Raw genomic sequence first — 25,776 nt, 5'->3', positions numbered from 1 at the left:
GCGGTGATGACCAGCGTAGTCCTCTCAGTCTAGGGACTGGTTGCATTCGTCGGGTTGCTGTTCTTATAGTGCCGCCGGCATTTTTGCAGGACCTGGCTCGGGTCGCGCGGCGGCACGCCAGGGCCTTTGGTGCACTGGTGAGAGTCCATGATCGAAATAAGCAACCTGACCAAGCGTTTTGCCCAGCACACCGCGGTCGACGACCTGTCATTCCAGGTCCAGCGCGGCGAGGTGCTGGGATTTCTCGGCCCGAATGGTGCCGGCAAGTCCACCACTATGAAGATGCTGACCGGCTTTCTCGCGCCGACGTCGGGCACGGCGAGCGTCCTCGGCCACGACATTCGCACCCAGACCCTGCAGGCCCAGCGGCAGATCGGTTATCTGCCCGAAGGCGCGCCCTGCTACGGCGACATGACGGTGCGCGGTTTTCTCGAGTTCATCGCTGAAGTCCGCGGCTTCCGTGGTGCGGACAAGCGCCAGCGGGTCGAAGCCGCGGTCGCCCAGGTGGAGCTGGAGAACGTGCTGGGGCAGTCCATCGAGACGCTGTCCAAGGGCTTCAAGCGTCGCGTCGGCCTGGCCCAGGCGATCCTGCACGATCCGCAGGTGCTGATTCTCGACGAGCCCACCGATGGCCTCGATCCGAACCAGAAACACCAGGTGCGTCAGCTGATCCAGGGGCTGGCGCAGGACAAGATTGTCATCATCTCCACGCATATCCTCGAAGAGGTCAGTGCGGTCTGCACCCGCGCGGTGGTCATCGCCCAGGGCCGACTGGTGGCCGACAGCACGCCGCTGGAGCTGGAGAGCCGGTCGAAATATCACCAGGCCGTCACGCTGGTCAGCGACGGTCCGCTGGACGACGTTGCCCTGGCCGCGTTGCCCGGCGTGGCCGGTGTCGAATTCAACGAGCCCGAGCACAGCCTGACGTTGCTGGCGCAGCCGGGGCAGGTGATTTTCCCCCAGGTCAGTGCGCTGATCGCCCAGCATGGCTGGGTGGTGAAGGAGCTGGACGTCGAACGCGGCCGGTTGGATGAGGTGTTCCGTAACCTGACTCGCGGGGAGTCGCTATGACCCAGTTGCCGGTTATCTTCAAGCGCGAGCTGGGCAGCTATTTCGCCACGCCGCTGGCCTACGTGTTCATCGTGATCTTCCTGGTGCTCTCCGGGGTGTTCACCTTCTACCTGGGCGGTTTCTACGAGCGCGGCCAGGCCGACCTCACGCCGTTCTTCAGCTTCCATACCTGGCTGTACCTGTTCCTGGTGCCGGCGATCGCCATGCGCCTGTGGGCGGAGGAGCGCAAGTCCGGCTCGATCGAGCTCTTGATGACGCTGCCGATCACCCGCTTCGAGGCGGTTACCGGCAAGTTCCTCGCCGCCTGGGTATTCGCTGGCATCGCGCTGCTGCTGACCTTCCCGATGGTCATCACCGTCAATTACCTGGGCGAGCCGGACAACGGTGTGATCGTCGCTGGTTATTTCGGCAGCTGGCTGCTGGCGGGTGCGTTTCTGGCGATCGGCTCGTGCATGTCGGCGCTGGCGAAGAACCAGGTGATCGCCTTCATCCTCGCGGTGGCGGTGTGTTTCCTGTTCATCGTCAGCGGCCTGCCGATGGTGCTGGATGCCTTCGCCTGGGCGCCGCAGTGGCTGATCGATGCGGTGGCTTCGCTGAGCTTCCTGATCCGTTTCGATTCCATCAGCAAGGGTGTGATCGACCTGCGTGACCTGCTGTATTTCGTCACGCTGATCGTCGCCTGGCTGGCTGCCACTGCCGTGGTCGTCGATCTGAAGAAAGCCGCCTGAGGGAACAGACATGAAACGAATCATCTATTCCGGTGCCGGGCTGCTGCTGATCGCACTGGCATTTCTGCTGTTCAACGGCGTGTCCGGCATGCTGTTCACCAATGCGCGGCTCGACCTGACCGAGCAGAAGCTCTACACCATTTCCGAGGGCACCGAGCGCATTCTTGACGGCCTGAAGGAACCGATCGAACTGCACTTCTTCTACTCGGACGAGACCTCCAAGGAGCTGGTGGCGCTGCGCAACTACGCACGTCGCGTCGAGGAGATGCTCAAGGCCTACGAGCGGGCCTCCGCTGGCAAGCTCAAGCTGCATGTGATCGACCCGCAGCCGTTCTCCGAAGAGGAGGACCGTGCCGCCGAGTTCGGCCTGCAGGCGGTGCCGCTCAACCAGGGCGGCGACAAGATCTACTTCGGCCTCGCCGGCACCAATGCCGAGGGCAGCACGCAGATCATTCCGTTCTTCCCGCTGGATCAGGAAGAGTTTCTCGAGTACGAGATCAGCCGCCTGGTGCAGGGCCTGGCTAGTGGCGAGCTGCCGGTGGTCGGCGTGCTGTCAGGGTTGCAGCTGACCGGCGGTTTCGACATGCGGACTCAGCAGGCGACGCCGCCGTGGATGGTGCTGGAGGAAGTCCGCCAGCTGTTCCATATCGAAAGCCTGCGCCGCGATGTGGACATGATCCCGACCAACGTCTCGGTGTTGCTGCTGATTCACCCGAAGGATCTGCCCGAGCAGACGCTGTACGCCATCGACCAGTTCGTCCTGCGTGGCGGCAAGCTGCTGGTATTCGTCGATCCGCACAGCGAGGCCGATCCGGGCATGGGCATCGGTCCAGGAGAATTCGGCGAGGAGCGTCCGTCCGACCTCGAGCCACTGTTCAAGGCCTGGGGCGTGCGCATGGTGCCGCAACAGGCGCTGGTCGATGCAGCCTACGCGATGTCGGTTGGCGTCGGTGCGGAGCGCCGTCCGGTGCGCCACGCAGGCTGGTTGAGCCTGCCGCGCAACGCGCTGGATCAGGATGACGTGACCACCGCCGCGCTGGAAAACATCACCATCGCCAGCGCCGGCATTCTGGAGCCGCTGGAGGACGCGACGACGCGCTTCACGCCGCTGTTCGGCAGTTCCGACTACGCCATGCCGGTGGAGGCCGAGCGCTTCGCCACGCTGGACAACCCGGAAACCCTGCTGCTTGGTCTCGAGCCGACCGGCGAGCGCTACACCCTGGCGGCGCGCATCCAGGGGCCGGCGAAAACTGCCTTTCCGGACGGCATCGAAGGCCGTGAAGAGGGCATCAAGGAAAGCCAGAACATCAACGTGATCGCCGTCGCCGATACCGATCTGCTGAGTGACCGCATGTGGGTGCAGGTGCAGGACTTCTTCGGCCAGCGCGTTCCGCAGCCGTGGGCGGACAATGGCGCGTTCGTGATCAATGCGCTGGACAACCTTTCCGGCACCGATGCGCTGATCAGCGTGCGTTCGCGTGGTCGCTTCACCCGTCCGTTCGTGATGGTAGAAACCTTGCAGCGCGAGGCCGAAGATCGTTTCCGCGAGAAGGAAGAAGTGCTGCAGCAGCGCCTGGCTGATACCGAGCAGCAACTGGCCGAGCTGCAGAGTCCGGACCCGGAGCAGGCGCTGGAGCTGACGGCTGAGCAGGAGCAGGCGTTGCGTCAGTTCCAGCAGGAGAAGGCGCGTATCCGCAAGGAGTTGCGTGAGGTGCGCTACCAGCTCAATGCCGATATCGAAGCGCTGGGGCGTACGCTGAAGTTCGCCAACATCGCGCTGGTGCCCTTGCTTCTGACCCTGGGCGTGCTCGCCTTGTGGCTATGGCGACGCCGCCGGAGCGCCTGAACAGAGCACCCGTTCCGGCATTGGCCGGGGCGGGTGAGGGTGTCAAATCCGCAGCGGAAAAAAGAGGCTGACAGCGAAAATCGTTGTTTTATACTCCGGCAACGGTCGCGTTCGAGTCGCATTTGCGCCGGAGCCGAATGCACGAAGGCCTGACCGTCGACCCCTCTTCTGAGGAATAACAAAAAGCGAGTTGGAGAAGTGGTAATGGCTGAGCGCGAGACCGGAACCGTCAAGTGGTTCAACGATGCAAAAGGCTATGGATTCATTCAGCGGGGTAATGGCGCCGACGTGTTCGTGCATTACCGCGCGATCCGTGGCGACGGCCACCGCTCGCTGGCCGAAGGGCAGCAGGTGGAGTTTTCGGTAACCCAGGGCCAGAAGGGCCTGCAGGCCGAAGACGTCGCCGGCGTGTAACTTCGGTTGCACAATGACAAAGCCCGTCCAAGTGACGGGCTTTGTTTTGCTATCCGGTGGTTTCGGTCCACCACGGATGAGCGATACGGCCGATGCCGATCAGCCCGTCCGCCAGACGATTTCCTCTTCACCGTCATCGCTGATGCGGATCCAGCGGTCGGCCTCTTCAACGGCTTCCTCTTCCTGCCAGCCGCCTGGCGCGCAGCGGATTTCCACACCCAAAGCCTGATACGCCGCGCGGGCGCAGGCGAGGTCATCGTCCCAGGGGGTGGCATCGCTTTCCAACAGCAGACAATGCCATTTGCCCACCGCCTTCGGCAGCCAGGTCACCGGAATGCCGGCGGCGCTGCACTTGAAGGTCTGGCCTTTCTGTTGCCAGGCGGAGCATGAGCCAATGGCTTGGGCCAGCCACTCGCCGACGGCCTCCTGACTGGCATCCCTGAGGTAGATCTCGATATCGGGTTGACGCATGGGCGACTGCCTTATGTGGTGGTGCGAGGTTTTGGTCGTAGGCAAATATACGAACGCTAGGGTGTGCGTTCGATCCAGTCGTAGCGTATCGCAACCCGCACGCTGAGGTGACTGTCGATCACGGCGGCGCGGCGCTCGGCGCTGGCGCGCCAGCCGTGCGGGGTCATCGCCAGCAGGTCGGCACGGGCCTGGGCGTTGTCCAGCTGCAGCTCGTAGCTGAGGGTTTCGCTGTGGGCCAGGCGCATGCCTTCGGGAATCAGCGACAGGTGCTTCTCGTCATCGTAGTCGCGTACCTCGTCGTAGAGCCGGGCGCGTAGCTCCCATAGGTGCTCGCGGGTCGGTCCCATGCGCAGCAGTCCGCCGCCGGGTGCGAGCAGGCGTTGCGCCTCCTGCCAGTCCAGCGGGCTGAACACGCTGGCGAGCAGGTCGCAGCTGGCATCGGCAAGCGGCACGCGGGCCATGCTCGCCACCAGCCATTCCAGTTGCGGCGCGCGTTTGCAGGCGCGCTTGACCGCTTCGCGGGAGATGTCCAGTGCATAGCCTTCGGCGTCCGGTAGTGCCTCGGCCAACTGGGCGGTGTAGTAGCCCTCGCCACAGCCGATGTCCAGCCAGCGCTGCGGCGCGCGTTCGGCGGCCAGCTCGGCGAGGCGTCGGGCCAGCGGCGCATAGTGGCCGCCGTCGAGAAAGCGTCGCCGTGCTTCGACCATGGCCTGGTTGTCGCCCGGATCGCGGCTGTTCTTGTGCTGCACCGGGAGCAGGTTCAGGTAACCCTGACGCGCGCGGTCGAAACGGTGGTTGGCCGCGCAGACCACACCGTTGTCGAGCGCGCTCAGCGGCGCCTGGCAGATCGGGCAGATCAGCATGCGAGCAGGTTCACCAGGGTCTGGTAGTAGATCTCGGTCAGCAGGTCGAGATCGCTGGCCAGGATGTGTTCGTCGACCTGGTGGATGGTCGCGTTGACCGGGCCGAGCTCGACCACCTGGGTGCCGAGGGTGGCGATAAAGCGCCCGTCCGAGGTACCGCCGCTGGTGGACGGCGTGGTCTCACGGCCGGTGACGCTGCGGATTGCCTTGGCCACGCCGTCGAGCAGCGCGCCCGGTTCGGTGAGGAACGGCAAGCCGGACAGTGCCCAGTCCACGTTCCAGTCCAGACCGTGCTTGTCGAGAATCGCGGCGGTGCGCTGCTTGAGCTGTTCGACGGTGGATTCGGTGGAGAAGCGGAAGTTGAACACCGCTTCCAGCGTGCCGGGAATGACGTTGGTGGCGCCGGTGCCGGCGTTCAGGTTGGAGATCTGGAAGCTGGTCGGCGGGAAGAAGGCATTGCCGTCGTCCCAGTGCTCTGCGGCGAGCTCAGCCAGCGCAGGCGCGGCCAGGTGGATGGGATTCTTCGCCAGATGCGGATAAGCCACATGGCCCTGCTGGCCACGTACGGTGAGGGTGCCGCCGAGTGAGCCGCGGCGGCCATTCTTCACCACGTCACCTACCAAGGCGGTGCTCGACGGTTCGCCGACGATGCACCAGTCCAAGCGCTGGCCACGCTCGCGCAGGCGCTCGACGACGGCCTTGGTGCCGTGGTGCGCAGGGCCTTCTTCATCACTGGTGATGAGAAAGGCGAGCTGCCCCTTGTGATTCGGGTGATCGGCGGTGAAGCGCTCCACTGCCACGACCATCGCCGCCAGGCTGCCTTTCATATCTGCCGCGCCACGGCCGTGGAGCATGCCCTGCTCGTCGATGCGCGCACTGAACGGCGGATTCTGCCAGGCCTGCAGCGGGCCCGTAGGGACCACGTCAGTGTGGCCGGCGAAGCACAGCACCGGGCCTTCGTTGCCGCGAATGGCCCAGAAGTTCTCCACGTCCTCGATATGCATCGGCTCGATGGCGAAGCCGCAGGCCGCCAGGCGCTGGCTCATCAGCCGCTGGCAGCCTTCATCCAGCGGCGTCACCGATGGGCGATTGATCAGCTCGCAGGCGAGTTCGAGCGTCGGGGAGAGGGCAGGCGCGGTCATCAGGGCTCCGGTGCGGCGGGGAAAGGGCGCCATATTAAAGCAAAGGCGCGGTTGCGGTGACGGCTGGATGCAGTGGCCGTGGCGTGCTGAGGTCTTATAATCGCCAGGTTTTTTCCGGGGAGTCGGCATGTCTATCGATGATCAGCGTTTCGGCGGTATTGCCCGCCTGTATGGCCGCGTCGGCCTCGAGCGGCTGACGGCTGCGCATGTCGCGGTGGTCGGCATCGGTGGCGTCGGCTCGTGGGCGGCCGAGGCGCTGGCGCGCAGCGGGGTAGGCGAGATCAGCCTGTTCGACCTGGACGATGTGTGCATCACCAATACCAACCGGCAGATTCACGCCCTCGATGGCGCAGTGGGCAAAGCCAAGGTCGACGAGATGGCCGCACGTATTCGCGCCATCAACCCGGCCTGCCAGGTTCATGCAGTGGCGGATTTCGTCACCCGCGAAACCATGGCCGAGTACATCACCGAAGACATGGACTGCGTCATCGACTGCATCGACAGCGTGCCGGCCAAGGCGGCGCTGATCGCCTGGTGCAAGCGCCGCAAGATCCAGATCATCACCACCGGCGGCGCCGGCGGGCAGGTCGATCCGACACATATCCAGGTCACTGATCTGAACAAGACCTTCAACGATCCGCTGGCGGCAAAGGTGCGCTCGCTGCTGCGCCGCGAATACAACTTCTCGCGCACGCCGGGGCGCACCTACAGCGTGCCCTGTGTGTTCTCCACGGAGCAGTTGCGCTACCCGAAGCCGGACGGCGGCGTGTGCCAGAGCAAGAGCTTCGTTGGCGAGGGGGTCAAGCTCGACTGCGCCGGAGGCTTCGGCGCGGTGACCATGGTGACCGCCAGTTTCGGCATGGTTGCAGCCGCCAGGGCCGTCGACAAGCTGGTCGCCGGAGCCCGACGCCCCAGCGAGCGCAACGTTCGCAGCTGACGAAAAAGTGCCGCAGCCGCTCTGTGATGCGGCTCCACGGAAAGTTCCGCTGTCACAAAAGCTTTACATATCAGCCATTTGGCTGACATACGCCGCCGCCAAGATTGCCCCCAACACAAAGAGCCCATCTCGTGTGTTTCCGACGCTAAACATAAAGGGGAATTTTGGATGATCCGTAAGCACTTCGCCGGTTTCGCCGCCAGCGCCCTCGCTCTGGCCGTTTCCGCCCAGGCTTTCGCCGGTACCGTCACCACCGATGGCGCCGATCTCGTTATCAAGACCAAGGGCGGCCTGGAGGTCGGAACCACCGACAAGGAGTTCTCGTTCAAGATCAATGGCCGCCTGCAGGCTGATGCCGACAGCTTCGATGGTTTCTACACCCAGAACGGCGAGCGCGCAGACGAGACCTATTTCCGTCGTGCGCGTCTGGAGATTTCCGGTGTTGCCTTCACCGATTGGGGCTACACCTTCCACCGCAACTTTGGCAACGATTCCAGCGATTGGCAAGAGCTGGCCATCCACTACAACGGCTGGAAGCCGGTCCAGGTTTCGGTTGGTCGTATCAACCCGACGTTCGGCCTGGAAGAAGCCGTCAGCTCCAAGTGGATCACCGCCATCGAGCGCTCGGCGATCTATGACCTGGCGCCCTGGCTGAACGACCACGAAGACGGCGAAGGCATCCGCGTGCGTACCACTGTCGGCATGTTCCACGGCGAGGCCGGTGCCTATCGTCAGGATGGTGGCGACGGCGTCGACATGCTCGAGGACGAAGATGGCGCCAACAACACCAGCTTCGTGCTGCGTGGCGTGATCGCCCCGATCGTCGAGAAGGACCAGGTGCTGCACTTGGGCGCGAGCTTCGGTCAGCGTGACGTGGAAGAAGGTTACCTGGAGCGCATCCGTCCGCGTCTGTCCGTGCGTGGCACCACCGAAGTCAGTGGTGCCAACGGCAACCGCGCCACCTTCGGCGGCACTCGCACCGACGGCAGCGATCAGGCCTGGGGTCTGGAAGCGGCTTACATGATCGGCCCGTTCTCGGTTCAGGGTGAGTACCTGACCCGTACCGTCGACGCCATGGAAGGTTTCGAAGACCTCGAAGCCACCGGCTACAACGTCCAGCTGGCGTACACCCTCACCGGTGAGTCGCGCTCCTACAAGCTCGATGGCGGCAAGTTCGACAAGATCAAGCCGGAGAACAAGCAGATCGGTGCGTGGGAAGTGTTCTACCGCTTCGACGACATCACCGTCGATGAAACCGGTGTTGCACCGAGCGGTTATGTCGGCGCGCTGGACAGCGCAGAAGCTGGTGCGAAGACCCACACCATCGGTCTCAACTGGTACGCCAACGAGTCGGTGAAGCTCTCGGCTAACTACCTGAAGACCAGCGTGGACGACGTGGTAAACGCCAATGGCGACGACGACGGCGACGCCATCAGCCTGCGCGCCCAGTACGTGTTCTAAAACATCACCTCATCCGTGATGCTCCATTGAGCCCCGCCCTGGCGGGGCTTTTTTTCGCCTGCGGGACAGGCCAGACTGCGCGCATGCCTATCCAGACACTGTATTGCCTCGCCGAACTGCCTCCCGCCGAATGGGATGCGCTGCTGAGCGATGATCAGCCCTTCCTTCGTCACGCCTTCCTCTGCGCGCTGGAAGACAGCGGCAGCGTGGGTGGGCGTAGCGGCTGGCAACCTGCCCATCTCCTGCTGCGCGACCCGCAGGGCGCGCTGCAGTCAGCCTTGCCGCTGTATCGCAAGTTTCATTCGTACGGTGAGTACGTGTTCGATTGGGCCTGGGCGGATGCCTGCCAACGAGCCGGGATCGCCTACTACCCCAAGCTGCTTTGCGCGGTGCCTTTCACCCCGGTCACCGGCAGTCGCCTGCTGGGCGACGTACAGGCTGCCGGTGAGCTGCTCGATGTACTCACCGCTGGGCTTGAAAGGCAGGAACTGTCGGGGCTCCACGTGAATTTCACCGAGCCGCTGGCCGATCAGCTGCTGGCGGGGCGGGAGGGCTGGCTGGAGCGTATCGGCTGCCAGTTTCATTGGCACAACCGTGGTTACCGGGATTTTCAGGACTTTCTCGATGCGCTGACCTCGCGCAAGCGCAAGCAGTTGCGCAAGGAACGCGAACAGGTGGCGGGGCAGGGCATCAGCTTCGAGTGGCGCGATGGGCACCAGCTCAGCGAGGCGGAATGGGATTTCGTCTATGCCTGCTACGCCAACACCTATCAGGTCCGCGGCCAGGCGCCCTATCTGACTCGGCAGTTCTTCAGCCTGCTGGCCGAGCGCATGCCGCAGGCGATTCGCGTGGTGCTGGCATTACAGGGTTCGAGGCCGGTGGCGATGGCCTTCAGCCTGCGCAGTGCGTCTGGCCTGTACGGTCGTTACTGGGGCTGTCTGGCGGAGTTTGACCGGCTGCACTTCGAGACGTGCTTCTACCAGGGTATCGATCAGGCCATCGCGGGCGGCCTGGAGCGGTTCGATGCCGGGGCGCAGGGTGAGCACAAGCTCATTCGTGGCTTCGAGCCGGTGATCACGCGCTCCTGGCACTATCTGCAGCACCCCGGTTTGCGCGCCGCGGTAGCGGATTTCCTCCAGCAGGAACGTGCGGGGGTGCTGGCGTACGCCGAGGCGGCGCGCCAGGCGCTGCCGTACCGGCAGGCCGGCAGCTAGTCGTTTGTCTCAGGCGTGGGAGGCGGCGCTGTTCTCCTCGTGGATCAGCAGCATGCGTTGCAGTTCGCTACGCAGCAGCGGGTCCTGGCATCCAGGCAGGTACTCGCGCAATTTTCGGATCACCCATTGTTGGCCCCTGTCGATGAAGGGCAGACGCTCGTCCAGCGATTCGATAGCCATCGCCTTGCCGTAGAAGGCGCCGGTGTCCTTGTTGGGTTCCAGCCCCAGATGCTGCAGGCAGTTGAGCAGCAACTTGCAGCTTTCGATTTCGCCCTGGCGGACCTGCTCGAGCAGTTGCCGTTGCTCCGGTGTGCAGGGTTGTTGCAACGAGTCGCCGGCCACCTTGGCCCCGGCGCGCTCCGCGCTGAGCAGGTCCTGCAGCAGCTGGGCTTCGCCTTCCGGGGTGTTCAGTGGGCTTTGTGGTTCGGTCATGTCGCGATCTCCTGTCGGTTGAGGGTTTCGCACGCTGGCGGCAGCCGGGTAGTGCCGGCAGAAATGAAAAGGGCCGGTGAACCGGCCCCTCGGGGATCAGAGTTTCTTCGCGGTGATGATCTTCACCGGGGTCAGCGGCACGTTCTGCATCATGGCGCGGTTGCCGGTGGGCACCTGGGCGATCTGGTCGACCACCTCCATGCCGCGTACGACCTTGGCGAACACCGCGTAGCCGAAGTCGCGGCCACCGTGATCGAGGAAATCGTTGTCGCGATGGTTGATGAAGAACTGGCTGGTAGCCGAATTCACGTTCTGGGTCCGAGCCATTGCGACGGTCCCGCGCACGTTGTGCAGCCCATTGTCCGCCTCGTTCTTGATCGGGGCCTTGGTCGGCTTCTGGTTCAGGCCTTCGCCGAAGCCGCCGCCCTGGACCATGAAACCGGGAATGACGCGGTGGAACACGGTGCCGTCATAAAAGCCGCTGTCGACGTAGCCGAGGAAGTTCTCGACGCTGATCGGTGCCTTTTCCGCTTCGAGCTCCAGCTCGATCTCGCCCAGGCTGGTGGTCAGCAGTACGCGAGGGTTTTCCGCGGCGAACAGGTTGCCGGCCAGCAGAACGGTACAGGCGGCGAGGGCAATGCGTTTCAACATGATGTCTTTCCTGATGTTGGGGAAGCTGTCAGCCGGCCAGTGGAGTGGCCTGGCCAGCATCGTACGTCTTGATCAGCTCGATGAGAATCCGGGTAGCCGGCCCGAGCGGTCTGTCGTGGTTAGTGTAGAGATAGAACAGTGGCCGGCGAATACTGCCTTGGACCAGTGGCAGCGGCTTGAGTATGCCCTCGGCCAGTTCGCGCCCGATCAGATGCCGGGGCAGCCAGGCGAAGCCCAACCCGCTGCTGACGAAGGCCACCGACGTCGCCAGGCTGCCCACCGTCCAGCGCTGTTCGGCACCCAGCCATCCGGCATCACGAGGTTGGCGCAGGCCCGTATCACGCACCACGATCTGCATCTGGCTCTGCAGGTCCTGCACGCTGAGCTTGCGGCCGAGCTGGTGAAGGGCATGATTGGCGTGTGCCACGGCGACGAACTCCACGGTACTGAGCTCGCTGCCCAGATAGCCGGTGATGTCCAGGCCGCTGATAGCGAGGTCCGCGGTGCCGTCCTTGAGCACTTCCTCGACCCCGGAGAGCACTTCCTCGCGCAGGCGCACCCGGCAGCCGCGGCTCTTCGGCATGAATTCGGTGAGGGCCTGTATCAGCTTGGCGCTGGGGTAGGCGGCATCGACAACCAGGCGCACCTCGGCTTCCCAGCCTTGTTCCATGTGGTGCGCCAGTTCTTCCAGCTGACTGGCCTGTGTGACCAGCTGTCGCGACCGGCGCAGCAGGACTTCTCCTGCCTCGGTCAGCACTGCCTTGCGCCCGTCTATGCGCAGGAGCGGTACGCCCAATTGCTCCTGCATGCGTGCCACGGTGTAGCTGACCGACGACTGCGACCGATGCAGCGCTTCGGCCGCCTGGGCGAAGCCGCCGTGATCGATGACCGCCTGCAGGGTGCGCCACTGATCGAGGGTCACACGGGGCACTTTCATTCCTTCGGTTCCTTTAACAAGGTCTGTTAGGCTGGCCACTCTGTAGAGGAGCCCAGTCAAAATGAAAACAATCGGTTACCTACTCGTCGCCTTGCTGCCACTCACGGCCAATGCGGTCACTTATCCGGTAGACGTCGAGCAGCAGCTCAACGGCGCGGAGATCACCGTCACCCCGCAGACCATTGATCGTGACCTCGCCGGGCTACTGCTGCTCAACTATGGGGGCACGGCTGCGGTGTGTACCGCCGTGTTCCAGAACGGCCCGGAAGCGCCGCGCACGCGACGCACGGAGTTGCAACCAGGTGAGCGCAAGGCACTGACGTCCAAGTTCAAGCGCGACGTGATTCGCCTGCGCATCAAGTTGACCTGCCAGCCAGAATAGGACGCTAGGCTGCCCTCATCGCGCGGGCTGCCTGAACGCGAACCGATCAATCCAGTATGTTCTCGAGTATTTCGTAAACGATGCCGGTGGCGATGGCGACCAGAACCACGTCGCGGCCAATCTGTTTCCACTCGTAGCCTTCGTAGCGCGGCAGGTGTCCCAGCAGGCGGCTGTCCATGTTCTTGGCGATGCCCGGCGGTAGCGGCTTGCCGCGCGCCAGATTCTTCTGGATGCCCGGTGGCAGAGACGAGACCGGCGCTAGCAGATCGCGATGACTACGCAGGGTGATGCGAACCGAACCGATGTCCACCGACGGACCCTGGTAGCGATGCGGCGGCTGTGCCGAAGGCTGATGCTGTTGTGCGCGGTCGGGCTTGCCCTTGCCAGGGTGATCACTGTTCGGCTGCGCTGCGCCGGCAGCGGTGTGTAGCGCCAGTGAAAGCGCGCCAGTCAGCAGTACCACTCGCTTTTTGGACATCATGCGAACCTCTTGGGTATTAAGCCGCTTCGATTTCCTCAGCTTAGCCTGTGTTTGCCTGGGAAAACATGGCGACCGTTACAGAACGCGCCTTTGCCCGGCAGACGAGTTACCCTATGCCATTGTTTTTTTCGACCTCCGAGGTAGCTCCCTTGTTTGACCAATTCGCCCTGCACGAACGCCTGCTAAAGGCTGTCGCCGAACTCAAATTCGTCGAGCCGACTCCAGTGCAGGTGGCGGCCATTCCGCCGGCGCTGGAAGGGCGTGACCTGCGGGTGACGGCACAGACTGGCAGCGGCAAGACCGCCGCCTTCGTACTGCCGATGCTCAATCGGCTGATTGGCGATGCCGTGGTGCGCACCGATGTTCGGGCGCTGATTCTGTTGCCGACCCGAGAGCTGGCGCAGCAGACGCTGAAGGAGGTCGAGCGTTTCTCGCAATTCACCTTCATCAAGTCGGCGATGATTACCGGGGGCGAGGACTTCAAGGTCCAGGCCGCAGTCATGCGCAAGGTGCCGGACATCCTCATCGGCACGCCTGGGCGCATGATCGAGCACCTGAATGCCGGCACGCTGGTCCTCAAGGATGTCGAGATGCTGATCCTCGACGAAGCCGACCGCATGCTCGACATGGGCTTTGCCGAGGACGTGCAGCGTCTGGTCGGCGAGTGCGCCAAACGCCAGCAGACGCTGCTGTTTTCCGCGACCAGTGGCGGCGCCGCGCTGCGCGAGATGACCGCCAGCGTGCTGCGCGATCCGCTGCACCTGCAGCTCAACCGCGTCAGCGAACTCAACGAAGGCACGCGCCAGCAGATCATCACTGCCGAAAACACCGAACATAAGGAAAAGTTGGTGCACTGGCTGCTCGCCAACGAGACGTACAAGAAGGCGGTGATCTTCACCAACACCCGCGTACAGGCCGACCGCCTCTACGGCCGGCTCGTTGCCGAGGGCGTGAAGGCGTTCGTGCTGCATGGCGACAAGGACCAGAAAGACCGCAAGCTGGCGATCGACCGGGTCAAGGAAGGCGGCGTCAAGGTGCTGGTCGCGACCGACGTGGCGGCGCGCGGGCTGGATATCGAAGGGCTGGATCTGGTGATCAACTTCGACATGCCGCGCTCGGGTGACGAGTACGTGCACCGTATCGGTCGTACGGGGCGCGCCGGTGGCGAAGGGCTGGCGATCTCGCTGATCTGCCACAACGACTGGAACCTGATGTCGAGCATCGAGCGTTATCTCAAGCAGCGCTTCGAGCGACGGGTGATCAAGGGGCTAAAAGGTAGCTACATGGGCCCGAAGAACCTGAAAGCCTCGGGCAAGGCCGCTGGCACCAAGAAGAAAAAGATCGAAAAGAAGAAAGGCACCGAGAAGAAATCCAAACCTGCCGGCAAGCGCCCGAACGGCGCAAAGCGCGAGTCACCATCGCCGGTGGTGAGCCAGGATGGAATGGCACCGCTCAAGCGCAAGAAGCCGACGGCCGAGTAACCGTCGGCCTTCAGCCTCAGCGCTGAGCGTCAGCCGGCATATCTGCCTCGCGCTCCGCTTCCTCGATCTGCTTCAGACGCTTGTCATAGGCCTCGCACTCGTCGCCCAACTGGTCGGCGGTGCGCTTGGCTTCCATCTGGCGAATCTCCTCATTGATTTCCTTGGCGCGCTCCGGATTGCTCTTGGTGAGCTGATTGACGCGTTCGGCCAGCTGTTCGGCCTTGGCATTCACTTCGTCCGGGGTGCACGCGGCGTGCACGGTCGGGCTGGCCAGTGCGGCGGCGGTCAGGGCAATCATCAGCAATTTCATGGCTCGCTCCTCGTTCAATCGGTCTGAACGGTGGATCGCAGCGCCGCCACTTTAGTTCAGACAACGAACCGGTCGACGTGGTGAAAGGTCCCAATCAGTAGGCGCCTCATTCGTGAGGCGGACATCTGCTGAGGGAGAACGACCATGAGCTATAACTGGGGCCTTATCCAGCGTCTGTTGCATGAAGTTCAACGCGGCGCCAATGACAGTTTCAAGCCACGCCACTACGCCGAAGAACATGCGACGCAGATGGAAAGTGAAGGTCAGCCGATGCCGAATCTTGACAGCCTGCGTGCCGAGGCGGCCGACTACGAAAGCTTGCTATTCGAAGGTGGCTTCATCGTGTCGCGGCCCGAGGAGGAGGGCGGCAATGGCGAGAATTTCGTCCTTACCGAGCGCGGCTCGCGTTTGCTTTCGATCCTTGACGATCCGCAGGAGACGCAGCGCCAGCACCTGGCGGACAAGGGCGATGCGGCGCTGGTGCCGGAAGTGTTCGACGAGATGGCGCCCGGTCGCCCATGACCGGCGTTGTCGTTACAGGCGAAAGCCATCGGCGATGTAGCCGGCGAGCGTTTCGCTGACCGGCGACTGCTGCTGCGGGTTGCGCAGCAGCACGATGCTGGTTTGAGGCAGGCGCGGCAGGCCCTCCGTTTCACCGAGTATCTGCAGATCGGCAGGAATCAGGCTCTGCAGCTGCGCGGTCAGCGCCAATCCCGCACCCACGATCGCCATGATCGCCGACAGGCTCGGGCTGCTATAGGCGATCCGGTACTCGATTTCCCGCGCATCCAGCGCATTGCATACCCAGGCGCGACAGAAGCAATCGGTATTGAACGTTGCCAGCGGCAGGGGGCGATGCTCATGCAGGTCGAAGCCCGGGGCGGCGGCCCAGACGACGTGCTCCTGGCGCAACAACTGGCCAATCTCGGTGCCCGGTTCGCGGGTGACGATGCTCAGGTCCAGATCCCGTCGCTGCAACAACTGGGTCGATGGCTCGCAATGCACCTCGACTTGCACCAGCGGATACGCCTGGGCGAAGCGCGAAAGAATGCCGGGTAGAAAGCGCATGACATAGTCGTCCGGCGTGCCGATGCGTACCGCGCCGACCATGTGTGGCTGGCGCAGGGTGGTCATGACTTCGCCGTGCAGTTTGAGAATGCGCCGCGCGTAGCCCAGCAGTATCTGGCCCTCGGCAGTAAACCTGACCTGCCGACCGTTGCGCTCGAATAACGGACGCTGCAACACATCCTCTTCCAGGCGTTTCATCTGCATGCTCACCGCCGACTGGGTGCGGTTCACCGCGGCTGCGGCACGGGTGAAGCCACCGTGGTCAGCGATGGCCACGAAGCTGCGCAGCAGTTCGGTGTCGATATTCGGGTAGTTGGCCATTCATCAATCCTCGAGATGCAAGGCATCAGGAACATTCGTTGGATTGATCTTAATCCGGGCGCGAGACTGACGCCAACCCAACTGGAGGGCGTCGTGATGAACATGCACAAAGTCGCTTTACAATCTTTCCATCTGCCGAAGGCACTTCGGGCACCCGCGCCGGGATTGCTGCGACAGGCCTGGCACAAGCTGCAGCGCTGGAACGAACTGGCACGCCAACGGCGCCAGCTGGCCGCGCTCGGTGAAGACATGCTCAAGGACATCGGCCGCAGCCGTGCCGACATCGAATGGGAAGCGAACCGGCCGTTTTGGGACGACCCTGATCGTCAGTGACCCAGCACCAGCTTTTGAATCCCCAGCGACAGGCTGACGGTGACCAACATCAGCGCGAACAGGCGCTGCAGCAGACTGCTGTTGAGGTATTGCGCCAGGCGGTTACCGGCCAGCACGCCGAAGGCACCGCCCAGCGCCAGGCCACCGAGCAGCGGTAGCGGTGGCTCGGCATCGGTGAGGTAGAGCAGGAAGCCACCGCCGCTGACGACGGCGATCACCGCCATCGAGGTGGCCATGGCGCTGAGCAGCGATAGCGAAGTAAACCAGAGCAGCGCCGGGACGATGAGAAAGCCGCCGCCGACACCCATCAGCCCGGAGAGCAGGCCAACGCCAACGCCGATGCCCAGCAGCGCCATCTGTCGGTCCTCGACGTTCTCCTTGGCCGGCAGGTTGGCGCCGCGCCACATGCGCCAGGCGGACCACAGCACCAACAGGCAGAAACCGATGATCAGTGCGCGCTCCGGTATGAACTGCCCGAGCCATTGACCGGTAGCGTTGCCCGGCAAGCCGCAGACAGCCAGCAGCATGACCGGGCGCCAGGCGATCTGGCCGAGCCGTGCCCGCGGAATCGCGCCGATGAGTGCGGACATGGCCACCGCACCGAGGCTGACGCCGATGGCATCGCGCAATGGCAGGTGCAGGCTGAGTAGCAGGGGCAGGGCGACCAACGAGCCACCGGCGCCGGTGAGGCCAAGCAACAGGCCGAGAATGAGGCCGATGCCCAGTGCTTCCAGCAGTAGAACGTCCATCAGGCAAAGCTGCCGGATGCCAGGGGAATGGTAGGGACCGTATCGGTTTGCATGCGTGCTCCGTCGTCAGCGTTCCATCGTCCATCGTTGGTACGCTCGCGCTGGCGAGCGTTTCTTGGATGAACGGCGGGTCGCAGCGGTGCCACGCACCCGCCGACGGAGTGTACGGCCTATCAGCGTGGCAGGGCACGGCTGAGGGTGAAGGCGCCGCGCAGATCGCCCTCGCGAAACCCGCGGGCCTGATCCTGCGGGTAGTGCTGGTCGATCAGCTCCACCAGCTCCGGCTTGATCTTTTCGCCGTGACAACCCAGGCAGGCCTCAGCGGTGCCGATCGCCTGCATGTAGCGGTACTCGCCTGCCACTATCTCACCATGCTTGAGCTGTTCGATCGGTTCACCTGCAGCCGAACGCTTGGCGAACTGCTCCAGCACCGAGCGCTCCCAGGTGTCTGGCGCGTTGTCCGGATTGCGCAGCTTCAGCGCGGTGCGGCCTACCTTCCAGGGCGCCTGGCTATGCTGGCTGGCGATTTCCGGCGCGAGAAGACGGCATGCCTTGACGGCTTCCGCCGGGCCACCGTCTGCCATCGCCTGCTTGACCGTGCCAAGCAACTGCTGCTGGAACGGTGGAATCAGGCTGGCAGCCTCGCCGCGCAGCTGCTCGGTATCGACGTCAGGCGCGGCGTGGGCCTGCAATGCAAACCAGCCGAGCGTCAGCAAAGACAGTGATTTCATGATGCCTCCCAGGATGTGAAATATAGTGGGGGGAGTATCCGTGCAGGCAACGCACGATGCAAGCCACAGCCTGCGGTAGGCAGCGGCTCGGGCATCGGAACGTCTCAGGTGCCGCGAATCAGCTTGCGTAGCAGGAAACGATTGGGGTGGCAGGCTTCGGCGACGTCCCGAGGCAGCGGCAACGGTTCGTTGTCCAGCCAGGCGGCCAGCAGCTCGCCGGACAGCGGGGCGCTGATCATTCCGCGCGAACCATGTGCAGTATTGACGTAGAGCCCGTCGAGCCACGGGCAGGGCGCGTGCAGCGACTGACGGGCGTTCTTGCCCAACGCCGCATAGGTTTCGGCGAAGGCCTCGGGCTCGGCCAGTGGCCCGATCAGCGGCAGATAGTCCGGGCTGGTACAGCGAAATGCCACGCGCCCGTCCAGCTCCTCGGTACGTTGCGGGTCCGCCTGCAGACGCTGGTACAGATCCGCGGAAATCTGCTCGAGCATTTCCAGATTCGCCTGGTGTTCGGCGACGCTGGGGGTATCGTCGGTCTGCTGGAAGTTGAAGCTGGCACCCAGCGTGTGCGTGCCATCTCGGGGTGGCGCGACGTAGCCCTTGGCGCACAGCACGGTGCGCAGCTGGCCGCTCTGGGTGTTTGCCGGCAGGCAGGAAATCTGCCCGCGAATACGCTTGAGCGGCAGCCAGGCGCTCTGGCTGAAACGCGCGGCGTCCGCCGCGCCGGTCAGGACCACCACGGGCGCTTCGGCCAACAATGCTTGGCCGTCGAGCACCTGCCAGGATTGCCCGTTGCGGCGCAATTCGAGCGCTTCATGATGCCTGTACAGCTCGATTCCCGGTCGCCGCAGCAGCCATTGGCATAGCGCCGGTGGGTTGGCCCAGCCGGCTTCGGGGTAGAACAATCCGCCCTCGGCCAGGGCCACTCCTGCCAGCGCCTCAGCGGCTTCGCGCGACAGCGGATGGACCAGCGAGGCCGGGAAGGCTGCCGCCAGCTCGGCCTGGCGTTCGCGCTCCTTTTCGTCGTAGATCAGTTGCAGTACGCCGCATGCCTGCCAGTCCTGGCCTGCTTGCAGATTGCTCAGCAACCGGCGCGTGTAGCTGAAGCCGCTGACCACTAGCCGCGACAGTGCGGTGCCGTGGGCAGAAAGCTTGAGGTAGAGCACGCCTTGCGGGTTGCCTGAGCCTTCCTGTGCCGCCGCGGCGTGCCGCTCGAGGACGGTCACCTTCCAGCCGCGAGCGGCCAGCGATGCAGCCGTCGCGCAGCCGGCCAGGCCGGCGCCGATGATTACCGCGTGGCGTTCGGCCGTCGTATAGCCCGGGCGAGCGAACCAGGGCTTGTCCGAAATGCTGACGTTGGCGGCTCGCAGGCGCCCGCGCAGAATCTCGCGTTTGTGGCCGTAGCCGGGCACCCGCTGCATGTCGAAGCCGGCCTCGATCAGGCCGCGCCGCACAAAGCCGGCGCTGGTGAACGTGCCCAGCGTTGCGTCGGGCGCGCAAAGCCTGGCCAGCTCGGCGAACAGCATCGGTTGCCACATCTGCGGATTCTTCGCCGGGGCAAAGCCGTCGAGGAACCAGGCATCGACCTGCGCATCCAGGCTCGGCAGGCATTCGAGCACGTCGCCGATCAGCAGGGTCAGCACAACGCGGCCGCCAGCGAAGACGAAACGCTGATAGCCCGGATTCAGCGCCACGTACTGTTGCAGCAGTTGCTCGGACTGCTCTCGCAGCTCCGGCCACAGCGCCAGTGCGCGCTGCAGGTCCTCGCGGGTCAGCGGGTGTTTTTCGACGCTGATGAAGTGCAGCCGCGCCTGCGGGTGGGCTACGCGCTCGAACAGATGCCATGCACAAAGAAAGTTCAGCCCGGTACCGAAGCCGGTCTCACCAATCACCAGGCGCTGGTTGTCCTGTAGCGCGGCGAAGCGTTGGGGCAGATCGTTCTGCGTGAGGAACACATGTTCGGTCTCGGCCATGCCGCTGGCGCGGGAGAAGTACACGTCGCCGTACTGGCGGGACTGCGGCAGGCCGTTCTCGTCCCAGTCGAGTTCGGCATGCTGGAAGGCGTCGGAAGCGGGGTGGTCGTTCATGCTGGTTCCTGAAAGAACGGTGCAACGCGATGGGCGTCGCCGGGCGCAGATGAAGCGCCCGGCACGGTCGATCAGCCGTCGACCTGGATTTCCTGCTCCAGGCGGCTGATGGCGGCGTCCAGCTCATCGAGCGCGGCCTCGCTGTCCGGATGGTTCTGCTTGAGCAGGGTCTCGCTCTGCTGGCAGGCGTTGCGCAACTGCGGCACGCCGCAATAACGGGTGGCGCCATGCAGGCGCTCGATCAGCGCCTGGCGATCCCCTGCCTGGCGGGCTTCGCGAATGGTTCGGCGGTCGCCTTCCAGTGACTGCAGCAGCATGCCGAGCATGTCATCGGCGAGATCGGCCTTACCTGCCGCCAGGCGCAGGCCTTCTTCCTCATCCAGCACTTTCAGGCTCGGTTCAGCCTGCTGCGGCGGCTCCGCTGCACGCTGCGGCTGGCTGCGCAGGGCCAGGCCGGTCCACTTCAGCACCACCTGGGCCAGCTGCCGGTCGCTGATCGGCTTGGTCAGGTAGTCGTCCATGCCGCTCTGCAGCAGCGAGCGTTTCTCGTTCGCCAGTGCATGAGCCGTGAGCGCGATGATCGGTAACGGCGCGCTGTTGTTGGTGTGCTCCCAGTGGCGAATGGCTTCGGTGGCCTGTCGGCCGTCCATGCCGGGCATTTGCACGTCCATCAGGATCAGGTCGAACGCATGCTGCTTGACCGCGTCCAGCGCGGCGGGGCCGTTATCCACCGCAACGACTTCGGCGCCCATATCGCCGAGCAAGGTTTTTACCAGCAGCAGGTTGGCCGGATTGTCATCCACGCAAAGCACACGCGCCGGCCGGTCGGGCGCAGCTGCGGTGGGTTCCGGGTAGCTTTGGTTGGGGCGTACCAGCGCCACCAGTACGCGTTGCAGCTTGCGCGTGCAGGCGGGTTTGCCCTGCAGCTGGGTATAGCTGTGGGCTACCGGGAGGGCGTCGTGGTAGTGGCCCTGCTCGGTGGTCGGGCACAGCACCACGCATTTGCAGCCGAGCGCCTCGATTTCCATCAGGCGCCGGCTGAGAGCGTCCGGCTCGATTTCGCGGCCGGTGACGCCGAGCACGGCGAGGTCGATCAGCTGGCTGCCCTGGCGCTGAGCGCTGATGGTTTCCTGCATCTGGTCGAGGGTATCGAAGGTGTGCACTTCGAGGCCGAGGCTTTCCAGCTGATGCTGCAATGCCTGGCGGGCCAGTGGGTGCTGCTCCAGCAATGCGATCCGCCGGCCCTGCAAGGCCGGGTGCGGCAGGTCTTCGATGTCATCCCGCGCCTTCGGCAGGCTGAGGCTGATCCAGAACTCGGAGCCTTCGTCGGGGATGCTGTCGACACCGATCTCGCCGCCCATCTGCTCGATCAGTCGTTTGGAAATGACCAGTCCAAGGCCGGTACCGCCGGGCTGGCGCGACATGGAGTTGTCCGCCTGGCTGAAGGCCTGGAACAGCGCGCGCAGGTCCTGATCGGTCAGGCCGATGCCGGTGTCCTGCACGCTGATGCGCAGCTGGGCGCGATCGGTATTGTCGTCCTCGACCATGGCGCGGACGGCGATGGTGCCTTCGTTGGTGAACTTGATGGCGTTGCTGATCAGATTGGTCAGCACCTGTTTGAGGCGCAGCGGATCGCCCAGCAGCGACAGCGGCGTGTCGCGATAGACGAGGCTGACCAGCTCCAGATGCTTGGTGTGTGCAGCCGGGGCGAGGATGGTCAGTGTGTCCTCGATCAGATCACGGAGGTTGAACGGGACACTGTCGAGCACCAGCTTGCCGGCCTCGATCTTGGAGAAGTCGAGTATCTCGTTGATGATTCCGAGCAGGCTGTCGGCGGACTGCTCGATGGTGCCCAGATAATCCTGCTGGCGCGGAGTGAGGTCGCTTTTCTGCAGCAGCTGGGTGAAGCCGAGGATGCCGTTCAGTGGCGTGCGGATCTCGTGGCTCATGTTGGCGAGGAATTCGGATTTGATCCGGCTGGCCTCCAGGGCCTCCTTGCGCGCCAGGTCCAGTTCGATGTTCTGGATCTCGATGGTTTCCAGGTTCTGCTGCACATCCTCGGTGGCCTGATCAATGCTCTGCTGCAGTTCTTCACGGGCGCTGAGCAGTGCTTCGGCCATGCGGTTGATGCCGGACGCGAGCTCGTCCATTTCATGGCTGCCCAATGGTGGCAGGCGGGTTTCCAGGTGGCCGTCCTTGAGCTGCGCGACGGCGCCTTTGACACGCTGAAGCGGCAGACTGATGGCGCGGCTCATGCGTAGAGCCAGCAGGGCGGTGATGATCAGGCCGGCACTCACCAGAAACAGGCTGGTCAGCAGGCTGCGATAGCCACGCAGCAGGGTGTTGTGGTGCGACAGTTCCAGCTCCAGCCAACCGATCAGCTTTTCGTCCGGCCCGCGGGTTTCGTCGGCGAGGTTGAGGTGGCGGCTGAGCACCGGCATGAGAATGCGCGTGTGGTCCATGCTGCTGACGCGGGTCAGGCTCTCCGGATCGCTCGGCGGAGGCGGGGTCAGCATTCGCGGGCCGGCGTGTACGCGTTGAACGCGTTCGGGATCGAGAATGGTCACGGCGCGGACGTCGGCCTGATCCAGCACCTGGGTCAGGATGCGCTGCAGGCGTTTGTCGTAGCCCAGATTCATGGCGGGCGCGGCCAGTGGCGCCAGCTGCTCGGCGATCAGCTGGCCGCGTTCGTCGAGCTGGTGGCGCATCTCGGACAGCTGCATCCAGGTGAAGTAGGCACCGAGCACCACCGCCAGCAAGGTGCTGGGCAGCAGCGTCAGCATCAGCACGCGGCCACGAATTCCTAGGTCTTTCAGCACAGTCCGTCCACCGATCCTGATTGCAGCGCGCTAGTGTAGCGACTCGGCTCGGTGGAATCTGCACGCCAGGTCTTGCCGTGGCGTCGCAGCCTCAGTCGAGGCCGCGGATTTCCTTGCCGTTGAAGTCCGGCAGTTTCCAGTGGAAGGTCATCGCCAGTACGCGGAACAGGAAGCCGCAGCCCAATGCCGCCAGAGTGGCCAGCGTGGTATTGATCTCCAGCCACAGCATGCCGACGTAGAACACGCCGGTGAACAGCGCGACGGTGGCGTACAGCTCGCGCTGCAGCACCATCGGCACCTGGTTGCACAACACGTCGCGCATCAGCCCGCCGAAGATACCGGTGATCACGCCAGCCAGTACGACGATGGACGGGTGCGCGCCCATGCCCATTGCCACATCGCAGCCGATCACGGTGAACGCCACCAGGCCGAGGCCATCCACCAGCAGGAAGACCATGCGCAGGTGATGCAGGTGGCGGGCGATGAAGCCGGTGACGATCGCCGCGCCGATGGTGAAGGTCAGATACTCCGGGTGAGCGATCCAGCCGACCGGATAATGACCGAGCAGCACGTCCCGCGCGGTGCCGCCACCCAGCGCCGTCACGGTGCCGAGAAGGCAGATGCCGAACAGGTCCATGCCGCGGCGCATGCCCATGATGGCGCCGGACATTGCTTCGGCCGTGATGGCGATCAGGTAGATGGTGTGCAGCAGTTCCACGACGATACTCCGGACGGGCTGGGCTGCACACCAGTGGGGCGCTGCAGCGGGGGATGCGCGATTATGGAGCAATGCTGGTTAAATTTGTCGTGGCTAAGTATTTTTAGGCCATCCAAACATTTTCTTAATCGGCAGGTCGCATGAATCTCGATCCGAAGCAGACTGAAGCATTTCGCACGGTGATCCGTACTGGCAGCTTCGAACAGGCTGCGCAGCGCCTGCACCTGACGCCACCGGCGATTTCACAGCGGGTGCGCGCACTGGAGAGTGCGCTGGGCAGCGCCTTGGTTGTGCGCAGTCGACCCTGCCGACCCACCGAAACCGGTCAGCGCCTGCTGCAGTACCTCAAACGCGCCACCCTGCTCGAGGCCGATCTGCTGGCGGACCTCGCCGAGCGTAGCGATGCGCCACTGGTCGTGGTCGCGGCGCTCAATGCCGACAGCCTGGGCACCTGGTTCTTTCCGGCGCTGGCCGAGGTGCTGATCCGCGAGCGGGTCTTGCTCGATCTCACCGTCGAGGACCAGGATCACACCTACAGCCTGCTGGAGACGGGGCTGGCGATCGGTTGCATCAGCACCGAGCCCAAGCCGATGCGTGGCTGCACGGCCAGCCCGCTGGGCAGCATGCGCTACCGACTGGTGGCATCCAGCGAGTTCCGGCAGAAGCATTTTGCCAACGGGCTGACCCGCAACGCCGCGCGCAAGGCGCCGGTGGTTGCCTACACGCGCAAGGACACCCTGCAGTCGTCGTTCCTGCTGCGCCGCTTCGGGCTGCCGGAGGGCGCCTATCCCTGCCATTTCGTCCCCGGTGCCGAACCGCATTTCAGCGCGATCCGCTACGGGCTGGGGTACGGGATGGTGCCGGAACTGTTGCTGCATGATGCGTTGCAGACTGGTGAGGTGGTCGATCTGGCGGCCGACGAGCCCTTGGAAATCGCCCTGTACTGGCATACGTGGAAGGTGCAATCACCGCGTATGGAGCACCTTTCGCGGCAGATCATCGAAGCGGCGCCGAAGATCCTCGCGCGGCCATAGCCTGATCGGGAGGGGCGGTGGGTGAGCCGATGTCGTGCCGGACAGGCAGAGACGGTCTGCCCGTCGTCGAGCGTTGCCGGTATCATGGCAACCTTTTCCGCTGCCGTGCGACGCCATGACTACACACTATCCGACCATTGCCGATTGCATCGGCAACACCCCGCTGGTTCGCCTGCAGCGGATGCCGGGTAAGACCAGCAACACCATTCTGGTCAAGCTCGAGGGCAACAATCCGGCCGGTTCGGTCAAGGACCGCCCGGCGCTGTCGATGATCAACCGTGCCGAGATGCGCGGCGACATCCAGCCCGGCGATACCCTGATCGAGGCGACCTCCGGCAATACCGGGATCGCCCTGGCCATGGCGGCGGCGATCAAGGGCTACCGGATGGTCCTGATCATGCCGGACAACTCCACGGCCGAGCGCAAGGCGGCGATGACCGCCTATGGCGCCGAGCTGATCCTGGTCAGCAAGGAAGAGGGCATGGAGGGTGCCCGCGACCTGGCGTTGAAGATGCAGGCTGAAGGTCGCGGCAAGGTGCTCGATCAGTTCGCCAATGGCGACAACCCGGAGGCGCACTACAACAGCACGGGGCCGGAGCTCTGGCGGCAGACTCACGGCAGCATCACCCATTTCATCAGCTCCATGGGTACCACCGGAACCATCATGGGCGTCTCGCGCTACCTCAAGGAGCAGAACGCCGCGGTGCAGATCGTCGGCCTACAGCCGATGGAGGGGGCGGCCATCCCCGGCATCCGCCGCTGGCCGCAGGAATACCTGCCGAAGATCTATCAGGCCGAGCGCGTCGACCGCGTCGTCGACATGTCCCAGGCCGAGGCCGAGCAGGTCATGCGCCGTCTGGCCCGCGAAGAAGGCATCTTCTGTGGCGTGTCCTCCGGTGGCGCCGTTGCCGCGGCGTTGCGTCTGTCGCAGGAGGTCGAGAACGCGGTGATCGTGGCGATCATCTGCGACCGCGGCGACCGCTATCTGTCGACCGGTGTGTATGACGCGCCCAATTGACTCGCGCATCAGCGGTGCGCTCCCACGCGCCGCATTGCGTCGCCCATGACATTTTCAACAAACACTACAGCGCAGGT

27 protein-coding genes are annotated in these 25,776 nt (G+C 64.1%); 13 read left to right on the top strand and 14 right to left on the bottom strand.

The window, feature by feature from the left end; genetic code table 11:
- The first annotated feature begins 147 nt into the window (after positions 1 to 147).
- The 4 genes from RT582_RS15175 (at position 148) to RT582_RS15160 (ending at position 4,059) form a co-directional block, all read left to right on the top strand.
- On the top strand, positions 148 to 1,071 hold the full coding sequence (locus RT582_RS15175) for an ABC transporter ATP-binding protein (RefSeq protein WP_313478263.1): 924 nt from the start codon (positions 148 to 150) through the stop codon (positions 1,069 to 1,071).
- A complete protein-coding gene (locus tag RT582_RS15170; protein ID WP_014820009.1) occupies positions 1,068 to 1,799 on the top strand; it encodes an ABC transporter permease subunit in 732 nt (243 codons plus the stop codon). Before RT582_RS15175 ends, RT582_RS15170 begins: the two co-directional genes overlap by 4 nt.
- 10 nt (positions 1,800 to 1,809) lie before the next feature.
- Positions 1,810 to 3,645, top strand: a complete 1,836-nt coding sequence (locus RT582_RS15165) for a GldG family protein (protein ID WP_313478260.1) — start codon at positions 1,810 to 1,812, stop codon at positions 3,643 to 3,645.
- Between the two features lie 204 nt (positions 3,646 to 3,849).
- On the top strand, positions 3,850 to 4,059 hold the full coding sequence (locus RT582_RS15160) for a cold-shock protein (RefSeq protein ID WP_003283763.1): 210 nt from the start codon (positions 3,850 to 3,852) through the stop codon (positions 4,057 to 4,059).
- Between the two features lie 99 nt (positions 4,060 to 4,158).
- Here the strand turns inward: RT582_RS15160 and RT582_RS15155 are convergent, their stop codons facing one another.
- From RT582_RS15155 to dapE, 3 genes are read right to left on the bottom strand one after another with little or no spacing between them, the layout of a single operon-like run.
- Positions 4,159 to 4,530 carry a hypothetical protein gene (locus tag RT582_RS15155; RefSeq protein WP_003303949.1) on the bottom strand — a complete coding sequence of 124 codons (372 nt, stop codon included), beginning with the start codon at positions 4,528 to 4,530 and terminating at the stop codon, positions 4,159 to 4,161.
- A 56-nt stretch (positions 4,531 to 4,586) separates the two neighbouring features.
- Positions 4,587 to 5,393: a putative RNA methyltransferase gene (locus tag RT582_RS15150; RefSeq protein WP_313478257.1), complete on the bottom strand. Its 807-nt coding sequence runs from the start codon at positions 5,391 to 5,393 to the stop codon at positions 4,587 to 4,589.
- Complete coding sequence (gene dapE, locus RT582_RS15145) at positions 5,387 to 6,535, bottom strand: succinyl-diaminopimelate desuccinylase (protein ID WP_313478254.1); 1,149 nt, start codon at positions 6,533 to 6,535, stop codon at positions 5,387 to 5,389. The genes RT582_RS15150 and dapE overlap by 7 nt, the downstream gene beginning before the upstream one ends.
- 127 nt (positions 6,536 to 6,662) lie before the next feature.
- Between dapE and tcdA the strand changes: the two genes are divergently transcribed.
- From tcdA to RT582_RS15130, 3 genes are all read left to right on the top strand, one after another.
- Positions 6,663 to 7,472: a tRNA cyclic N6-threonylcarbamoyladenosine(37) synthase TcdA gene (gene tcdA, locus RT582_RS15140; protein WP_179484444.1), complete on the top strand. Its 810-nt coding sequence runs from the start codon at positions 6,663 to 6,665 to the stop codon at positions 7,470 to 7,472.
- Between the two features lie 168 nt (positions 7,473 to 7,640).
- Positions 7,641 to 8,933, top strand: coding sequence for an OprO/OprP family phosphate-selective porin (locus RT582_RS15135; protein ID WP_313478250.1), 1,293 nt, complete (start codon positions 7,641 to 7,643; stop codon positions 8,931 to 8,933).
- An 83-nt stretch (positions 8,934 to 9,016) separates the two neighbouring features.
- On the top strand, positions 9,017 to 10,147 hold the full coding sequence (locus tag RT582_RS15130; protein ID WP_313478247.1) for a GNAT family N-acetyltransferase: 1,131 nt from the start codon (positions 9,017 to 9,019) through the stop codon (positions 10,145 to 10,147).
- Positions 10,148 to 10,156: 9 nt separating this feature from the next.
- On the opposite strand, the gene RT582_RS15125 is transcribed toward RT582_RS15130, so the two are convergent.
- The 3 genes from RT582_RS15125 to RT582_RS15115 all read right to left on the bottom strand — a co-directional run bounded on the left by RT582_RS15125 (position 10,157) and on the right by RT582_RS15115 (position 12,167).
- The gene (locus tag RT582_RS15125; RefSeq protein ID WP_125878048.1) at positions 10,157 to 10,579 is read right to left on the bottom strand and encodes a DUF6306 domain-containing protein; all 423 of its coding nucleotides are present in this window, start codon (positions 10,577 to 10,579) and stop codon (positions 10,157 to 10,159) included.
- A gap of 96 nt (positions 10,580 to 10,675) precedes the next feature.
- The gene (locus tag RT582_RS15120; protein ID WP_003303960.1) at positions 10,676 to 11,230 is read right to left on the bottom strand and encodes a peptidylprolyl isomerase; all 555 of its coding nucleotides are present in this window, start codon (positions 11,228 to 11,230) and stop codon (positions 10,676 to 10,678) included.
- A 28-nt stretch (positions 11,231 to 11,258) separates the two neighbouring features.
- Entirely contained in the window at positions 11,259 to 12,167 is a 909-nt protein-coding gene (locus RT582_RS15115; RefSeq protein ID WP_014820018.1) for a LysR family transcriptional regulator, read from the bottom strand.
- A 61-nt stretch (positions 12,168 to 12,228) separates the two neighbouring features.
- Between RT582_RS15115 and RT582_RS15110 the strand changes: the two genes are divergently transcribed.
- The gene (locus RT582_RS15110) at positions 12,229 to 12,549 is read left to right on the top strand and encodes a hypothetical protein (RefSeq protein WP_023447110.1); all 321 of its coding nucleotides are present in this window, start codon (positions 12,229 to 12,231) and stop codon (positions 12,547 to 12,549) included.
- Positions 12,550 to 12,595: 46 nt separating this feature from the next.
- On the opposite strand, the gene RT582_RS15105 is transcribed toward RT582_RS15110, so the two are convergent.
- Positions 12,596 to 13,030: an anti-virulence regulator CigR family protein gene (locus RT582_RS15105; RefSeq protein WP_313478245.1), complete on the bottom strand. Its 435-nt coding sequence runs from the start codon at positions 13,028 to 13,030 to the stop codon at positions 12,596 to 12,598.
- A gap of 149 nt (positions 13,031 to 13,179) precedes the next feature.
- On the opposite strand from RT582_RS15105, the gene RT582_RS15100 reads away from it, so the two are divergent.
- Entirely contained in the window at positions 13,180 to 14,511 is a 1,332-nt protein-coding gene (locus tag RT582_RS15100) for a DEAD/DEAH box helicase (protein ID WP_003303968.1), read from the top strand.
- 16 nt (positions 14,512 to 14,527) lie between these two features.
- Here the strand turns inward: RT582_RS15100 and RT582_RS15095 are convergent, their stop codons facing one another.
- Positions 14,528 to 14,821, bottom strand: a complete 294-nt coding sequence (locus RT582_RS15095) for a hypothetical protein (RefSeq protein WP_313478242.1) — start codon at positions 14,819 to 14,821, stop codon at positions 14,528 to 14,530.
- 144 nt (positions 14,822 to 14,965) lie between these two features.
- On the opposite strand from RT582_RS15095, the gene RT582_RS15090 reads away from it, so the two are divergent.
- Positions 14,966 to 15,343, top strand: a complete 378-nt coding sequence (locus RT582_RS15090; RefSeq protein ID WP_313478239.1) for a transcriptional regulator — start codon at positions 14,966 to 14,968, stop codon at positions 15,341 to 15,343.
- Positions 15,344 to 15,355: 12 nt separating this feature from the next.
- Here the strand turns inward: RT582_RS15090 and RT582_RS15085 are convergent, their stop codons facing one another.
- Positions 15,356 to 16,210, bottom strand: coding sequence for a LysR substrate-binding domain-containing protein (locus RT582_RS15085; protein WP_313478236.1), 855 nt, complete (start codon positions 16,208 to 16,210; stop codon positions 15,356 to 15,358).
- Between the two features lie 96 nt (positions 16,211 to 16,306).
- Here RT582_RS15085 and RT582_RS15080 point away from each other — a divergent pair, with 96 nt between their 5' ends.
- Positions 16,307 to 16,543, top strand: coding sequence for a DUF1127 domain-containing protein (locus RT582_RS15080; protein WP_313478312.1), 237 nt, complete (start codon positions 16,307 to 16,309; stop codon positions 16,541 to 16,543).
- On the opposite strand, the gene RT582_RS15075 is transcribed toward RT582_RS15080, so the two are convergent.
- From RT582_RS15075 to RT582_RS15055, 5 genes are all read right to left on the bottom strand, one after another.
- On the bottom strand, positions 16,537 to 17,292 hold the full coding sequence (locus RT582_RS15075; RefSeq protein ID WP_044315309.1) for a sulfite exporter TauE/SafE family protein: 756 nt from the start codon (positions 17,290 to 17,292) through the stop codon (positions 16,537 to 16,539). The genes RT582_RS15080 and RT582_RS15075 overlap by 7 nt on opposite strands.
- A gap of 173 nt (positions 17,293 to 17,465) precedes the next feature.
- Entirely contained in the window at positions 17,466 to 18,023 is a 558-nt protein-coding gene (locus RT582_RS15070) for a Tll0287-like domain-containing protein (RefSeq protein WP_014820024.1), read from the bottom strand.
- Positions 18,024 to 18,127: 104 nt separating this feature from the next.
- Positions 18,128 to 20,110 carry a bifunctional tRNA (5-methylaminomethyl-2-thiouridine)(34)-methyltransferase MnmD/FAD-dependent 5-carboxymethylaminomethyl-2-thiouridine(34) oxidoreductase MnmC gene (mnmC, locus tag RT582_RS15065; protein ID WP_313478227.1) on the bottom strand — a complete coding sequence of 661 codons (1,983 nt, stop codon included), beginning with the start codon at positions 20,108 to 20,110 and terminating at the stop codon, positions 18,128 to 18,130.
- A gap of 71 nt (positions 20,111 to 20,181) precedes the next feature.
- On the bottom strand, positions 20,182 to 22,929 hold the full coding sequence (locus tag RT582_RS15060) for a response regulator (RefSeq protein ID WP_313478224.1): 2,748 nt from the start codon (positions 22,927 to 22,929) through the stop codon (positions 20,182 to 20,184).
- 91 nt (positions 22,930 to 23,020) lie between these two features.
- On the bottom strand, positions 23,021 to 23,647 hold the full coding sequence (locus RT582_RS15055; RefSeq protein WP_023447120.1) for a trimeric intracellular cation channel family protein: 627 nt from the start codon (positions 23,645 to 23,647) through the stop codon (positions 23,021 to 23,023).
- 140 nt (positions 23,648 to 23,787) lie between these two features.
- Here RT582_RS15055 and RT582_RS15050 point away from each other — a divergent pair, with 140 nt between their 5' ends.
- Both RT582_RS15050 and cysM read left to right on the top strand, forming a co-directional pair.
- Positions 23,788 to 24,681 carry an HTH-type transcriptional regulator ArgP gene (locus RT582_RS15050; RefSeq protein WP_125897253.1) on the top strand — a complete coding sequence of 298 codons (894 nt, stop codon included), beginning with the start codon at positions 23,788 to 23,790 and terminating at the stop codon, positions 24,679 to 24,681.
- Positions 24,682 to 24,796: 115 nt separating this feature from the next.
- Positions 24,797 to 25,699 (top strand): cysteine synthase CysM, encoded by a 903-nt coding sequence (cysM, locus tag RT582_RS15045; RefSeq protein ID WP_003303986.1) that lies wholly within the window; start codon positions 24,797 to 24,799, stop codon positions 25,697 to 25,699.
- The last annotated feature ends 77 nt before the right edge of the window (positions 25,700 to 25,776 follow it).

Source organism: Stutzerimonas kunmingensis (assembly GCF_032106285.1).
In the GTDB taxonomy this organism is placed as follows: Bacteria; Pseudomonadota; Gammaproteobacteria; order Pseudomonadales; family Pseudomonadaceae; genus Stutzerimonas; species Stutzerimonas kunmingensis_B.
The sequence above is the reverse complement of the archived record's forward strand: the minus strand, read 5'-3'. Positions and strand labels throughout refer to the sequence as shown.

Coding starts and splice junctions, on each gene's coding strand:
- RT582_RS15175 (WP_313478263.1), top strand. CDS start 148: ATGATCGAAATAAGCAACCTGACCAAGCGTTTTGCCCAGCACACCGCG.
- RT582_RS15170 (WP_014820009.1), top strand. CDS start 1,068: ATGACCCAGTTGCCGGTTATCTTCAAGCGCGAGCTGGGCAGCTATTTC.
- RT582_RS15165 (WP_313478260.1), top strand. CDS start 1,810: ATGAAACGAATCATCTATTCCGGTGCCGGGCTGCTGCTGATCGCACTG.
- RT582_RS15160 (WP_003283763.1), top strand. CDS start 3,850: ATGGCTGAGCGCGAGACCGGAACCGTCAAGTGGTTCAACGATGCAAAA.
- RT582_RS15155 (WP_003303949.1), bottom strand. CDS start 4,530: ATGCGTCAACCCGATATCGAGATCTACCTCAGGGATGCCAGTCAGGAG.
- RT582_RS15150 (WP_313478257.1), bottom strand. CDS start 5,393: ATGCTGATCTGCCCGATCTGCCAGGCGCCGCTGAGCGCGCTCGACAAC.
- dapE (WP_313478254.1), bottom strand. CDS start 6,535: ATGACCGCGCCTGCCCTCTCCCCGACGCTCGAACTCGCCTGCGAGCTG.
- tcdA (WP_179484444.1), top strand. CDS start 6,663: ATGTCTATCGATGATCAGCGTTTCGGCGGTATTGCCCGCCTGTATGGC.
- RT582_RS15135 (WP_313478250.1), top strand. CDS start 7,641: ATGATCCGTAAGCACTTCGCCGGTTTCGCCGCCAGCGCCCTCGCTCTG.
- RT582_RS15130 (WP_313478247.1), top strand. CDS start 9,017: ATGCCTATCCAGACACTGTATTGCCTCGCCGAACTGCCTCCCGCCGAA.
- RT582_RS15125 (WP_125878048.1), bottom strand. CDS start 10,579: ATGACCGAACCACAAAGCCCACTGAACACCCCGGAAGGCGAAGCCCAG.
- RT582_RS15120 (WP_003303960.1), bottom strand. CDS start 11,230: ATGTTGAAACGCATTGCCCTCGCCGCCTGTACCGTTCTGCTGGCCGGC.
- RT582_RS15115 (WP_014820018.1), bottom strand. CDS start 12,167: ATGAAAGTGCCCCGTGTGACCCTCGATCAGTGGCGCACCCTGCAGGCG.
- RT582_RS15110 (WP_023447110.1), top strand. CDS start 12,229: ATGAAAACAATCGGTTACCTACTCGTCGCCTTGCTGCCACTCACGGCC.
- RT582_RS15105 (WP_313478245.1), bottom strand. CDS start 13,030: ATGATGTCCAAAAAGCGAGTGGTACTGCTGACTGGCGCGCTTTCACTG.
- RT582_RS15095 (WP_313478242.1), bottom strand. CDS start 14,821: ATGAAATTGCTGATGATTGCCCTGACCGCCGCCGCACTGGCCAGCCCG.
- RT582_RS15090 (WP_313478239.1), top strand. CDS start 14,966: ATGAGCTATAACTGGGGCCTTATCCAGCGTCTGTTGCATGAAGTTCAA.
- RT582_RS15085 (WP_313478236.1), bottom strand. CDS start 16,210: ATGGCCAACTACCCGAATATCGACACCGAACTGCTGCGCAGCTTCGTG.
- RT582_RS15080 (WP_313478312.1), top strand. CDS start 16,307: ATGAACATGCACAAAGTCGCTTTACAATCTTTCCATCTGCCGAAGGCA.
- RT582_RS15075 (WP_044315309.1), bottom strand. CDS start 17,292: ATGGACGTTCTACTGCTGGAAGCACTGGGCATCGGCCTCATTCTCGGC.
- RT582_RS15070 (WP_014820024.1), bottom strand. CDS start 18,023: ATGAAATCACTGTCTTTGCTGACGCTCGGCTGGTTTGCATTGCAGGCC.
- mnmC (WP_313478227.1), bottom strand. CDS start 20,110: ATGAACGACCACCCCGCTTCCGACGCCTTCCAGCATGCCGAACTCGAC.
- RT582_RS15050 (WP_125897253.1), top strand. CDS start 23,788: ATGAATCTCGATCCGAAGCAGACTGAAGCATTTCGCACGGTGATCCGT.
- cysM (WP_003303986.1), top strand. CDS start 24,797: ATGACTACACACTATCCGACCATTGCCGATTGCATCGGCAACACCCCG.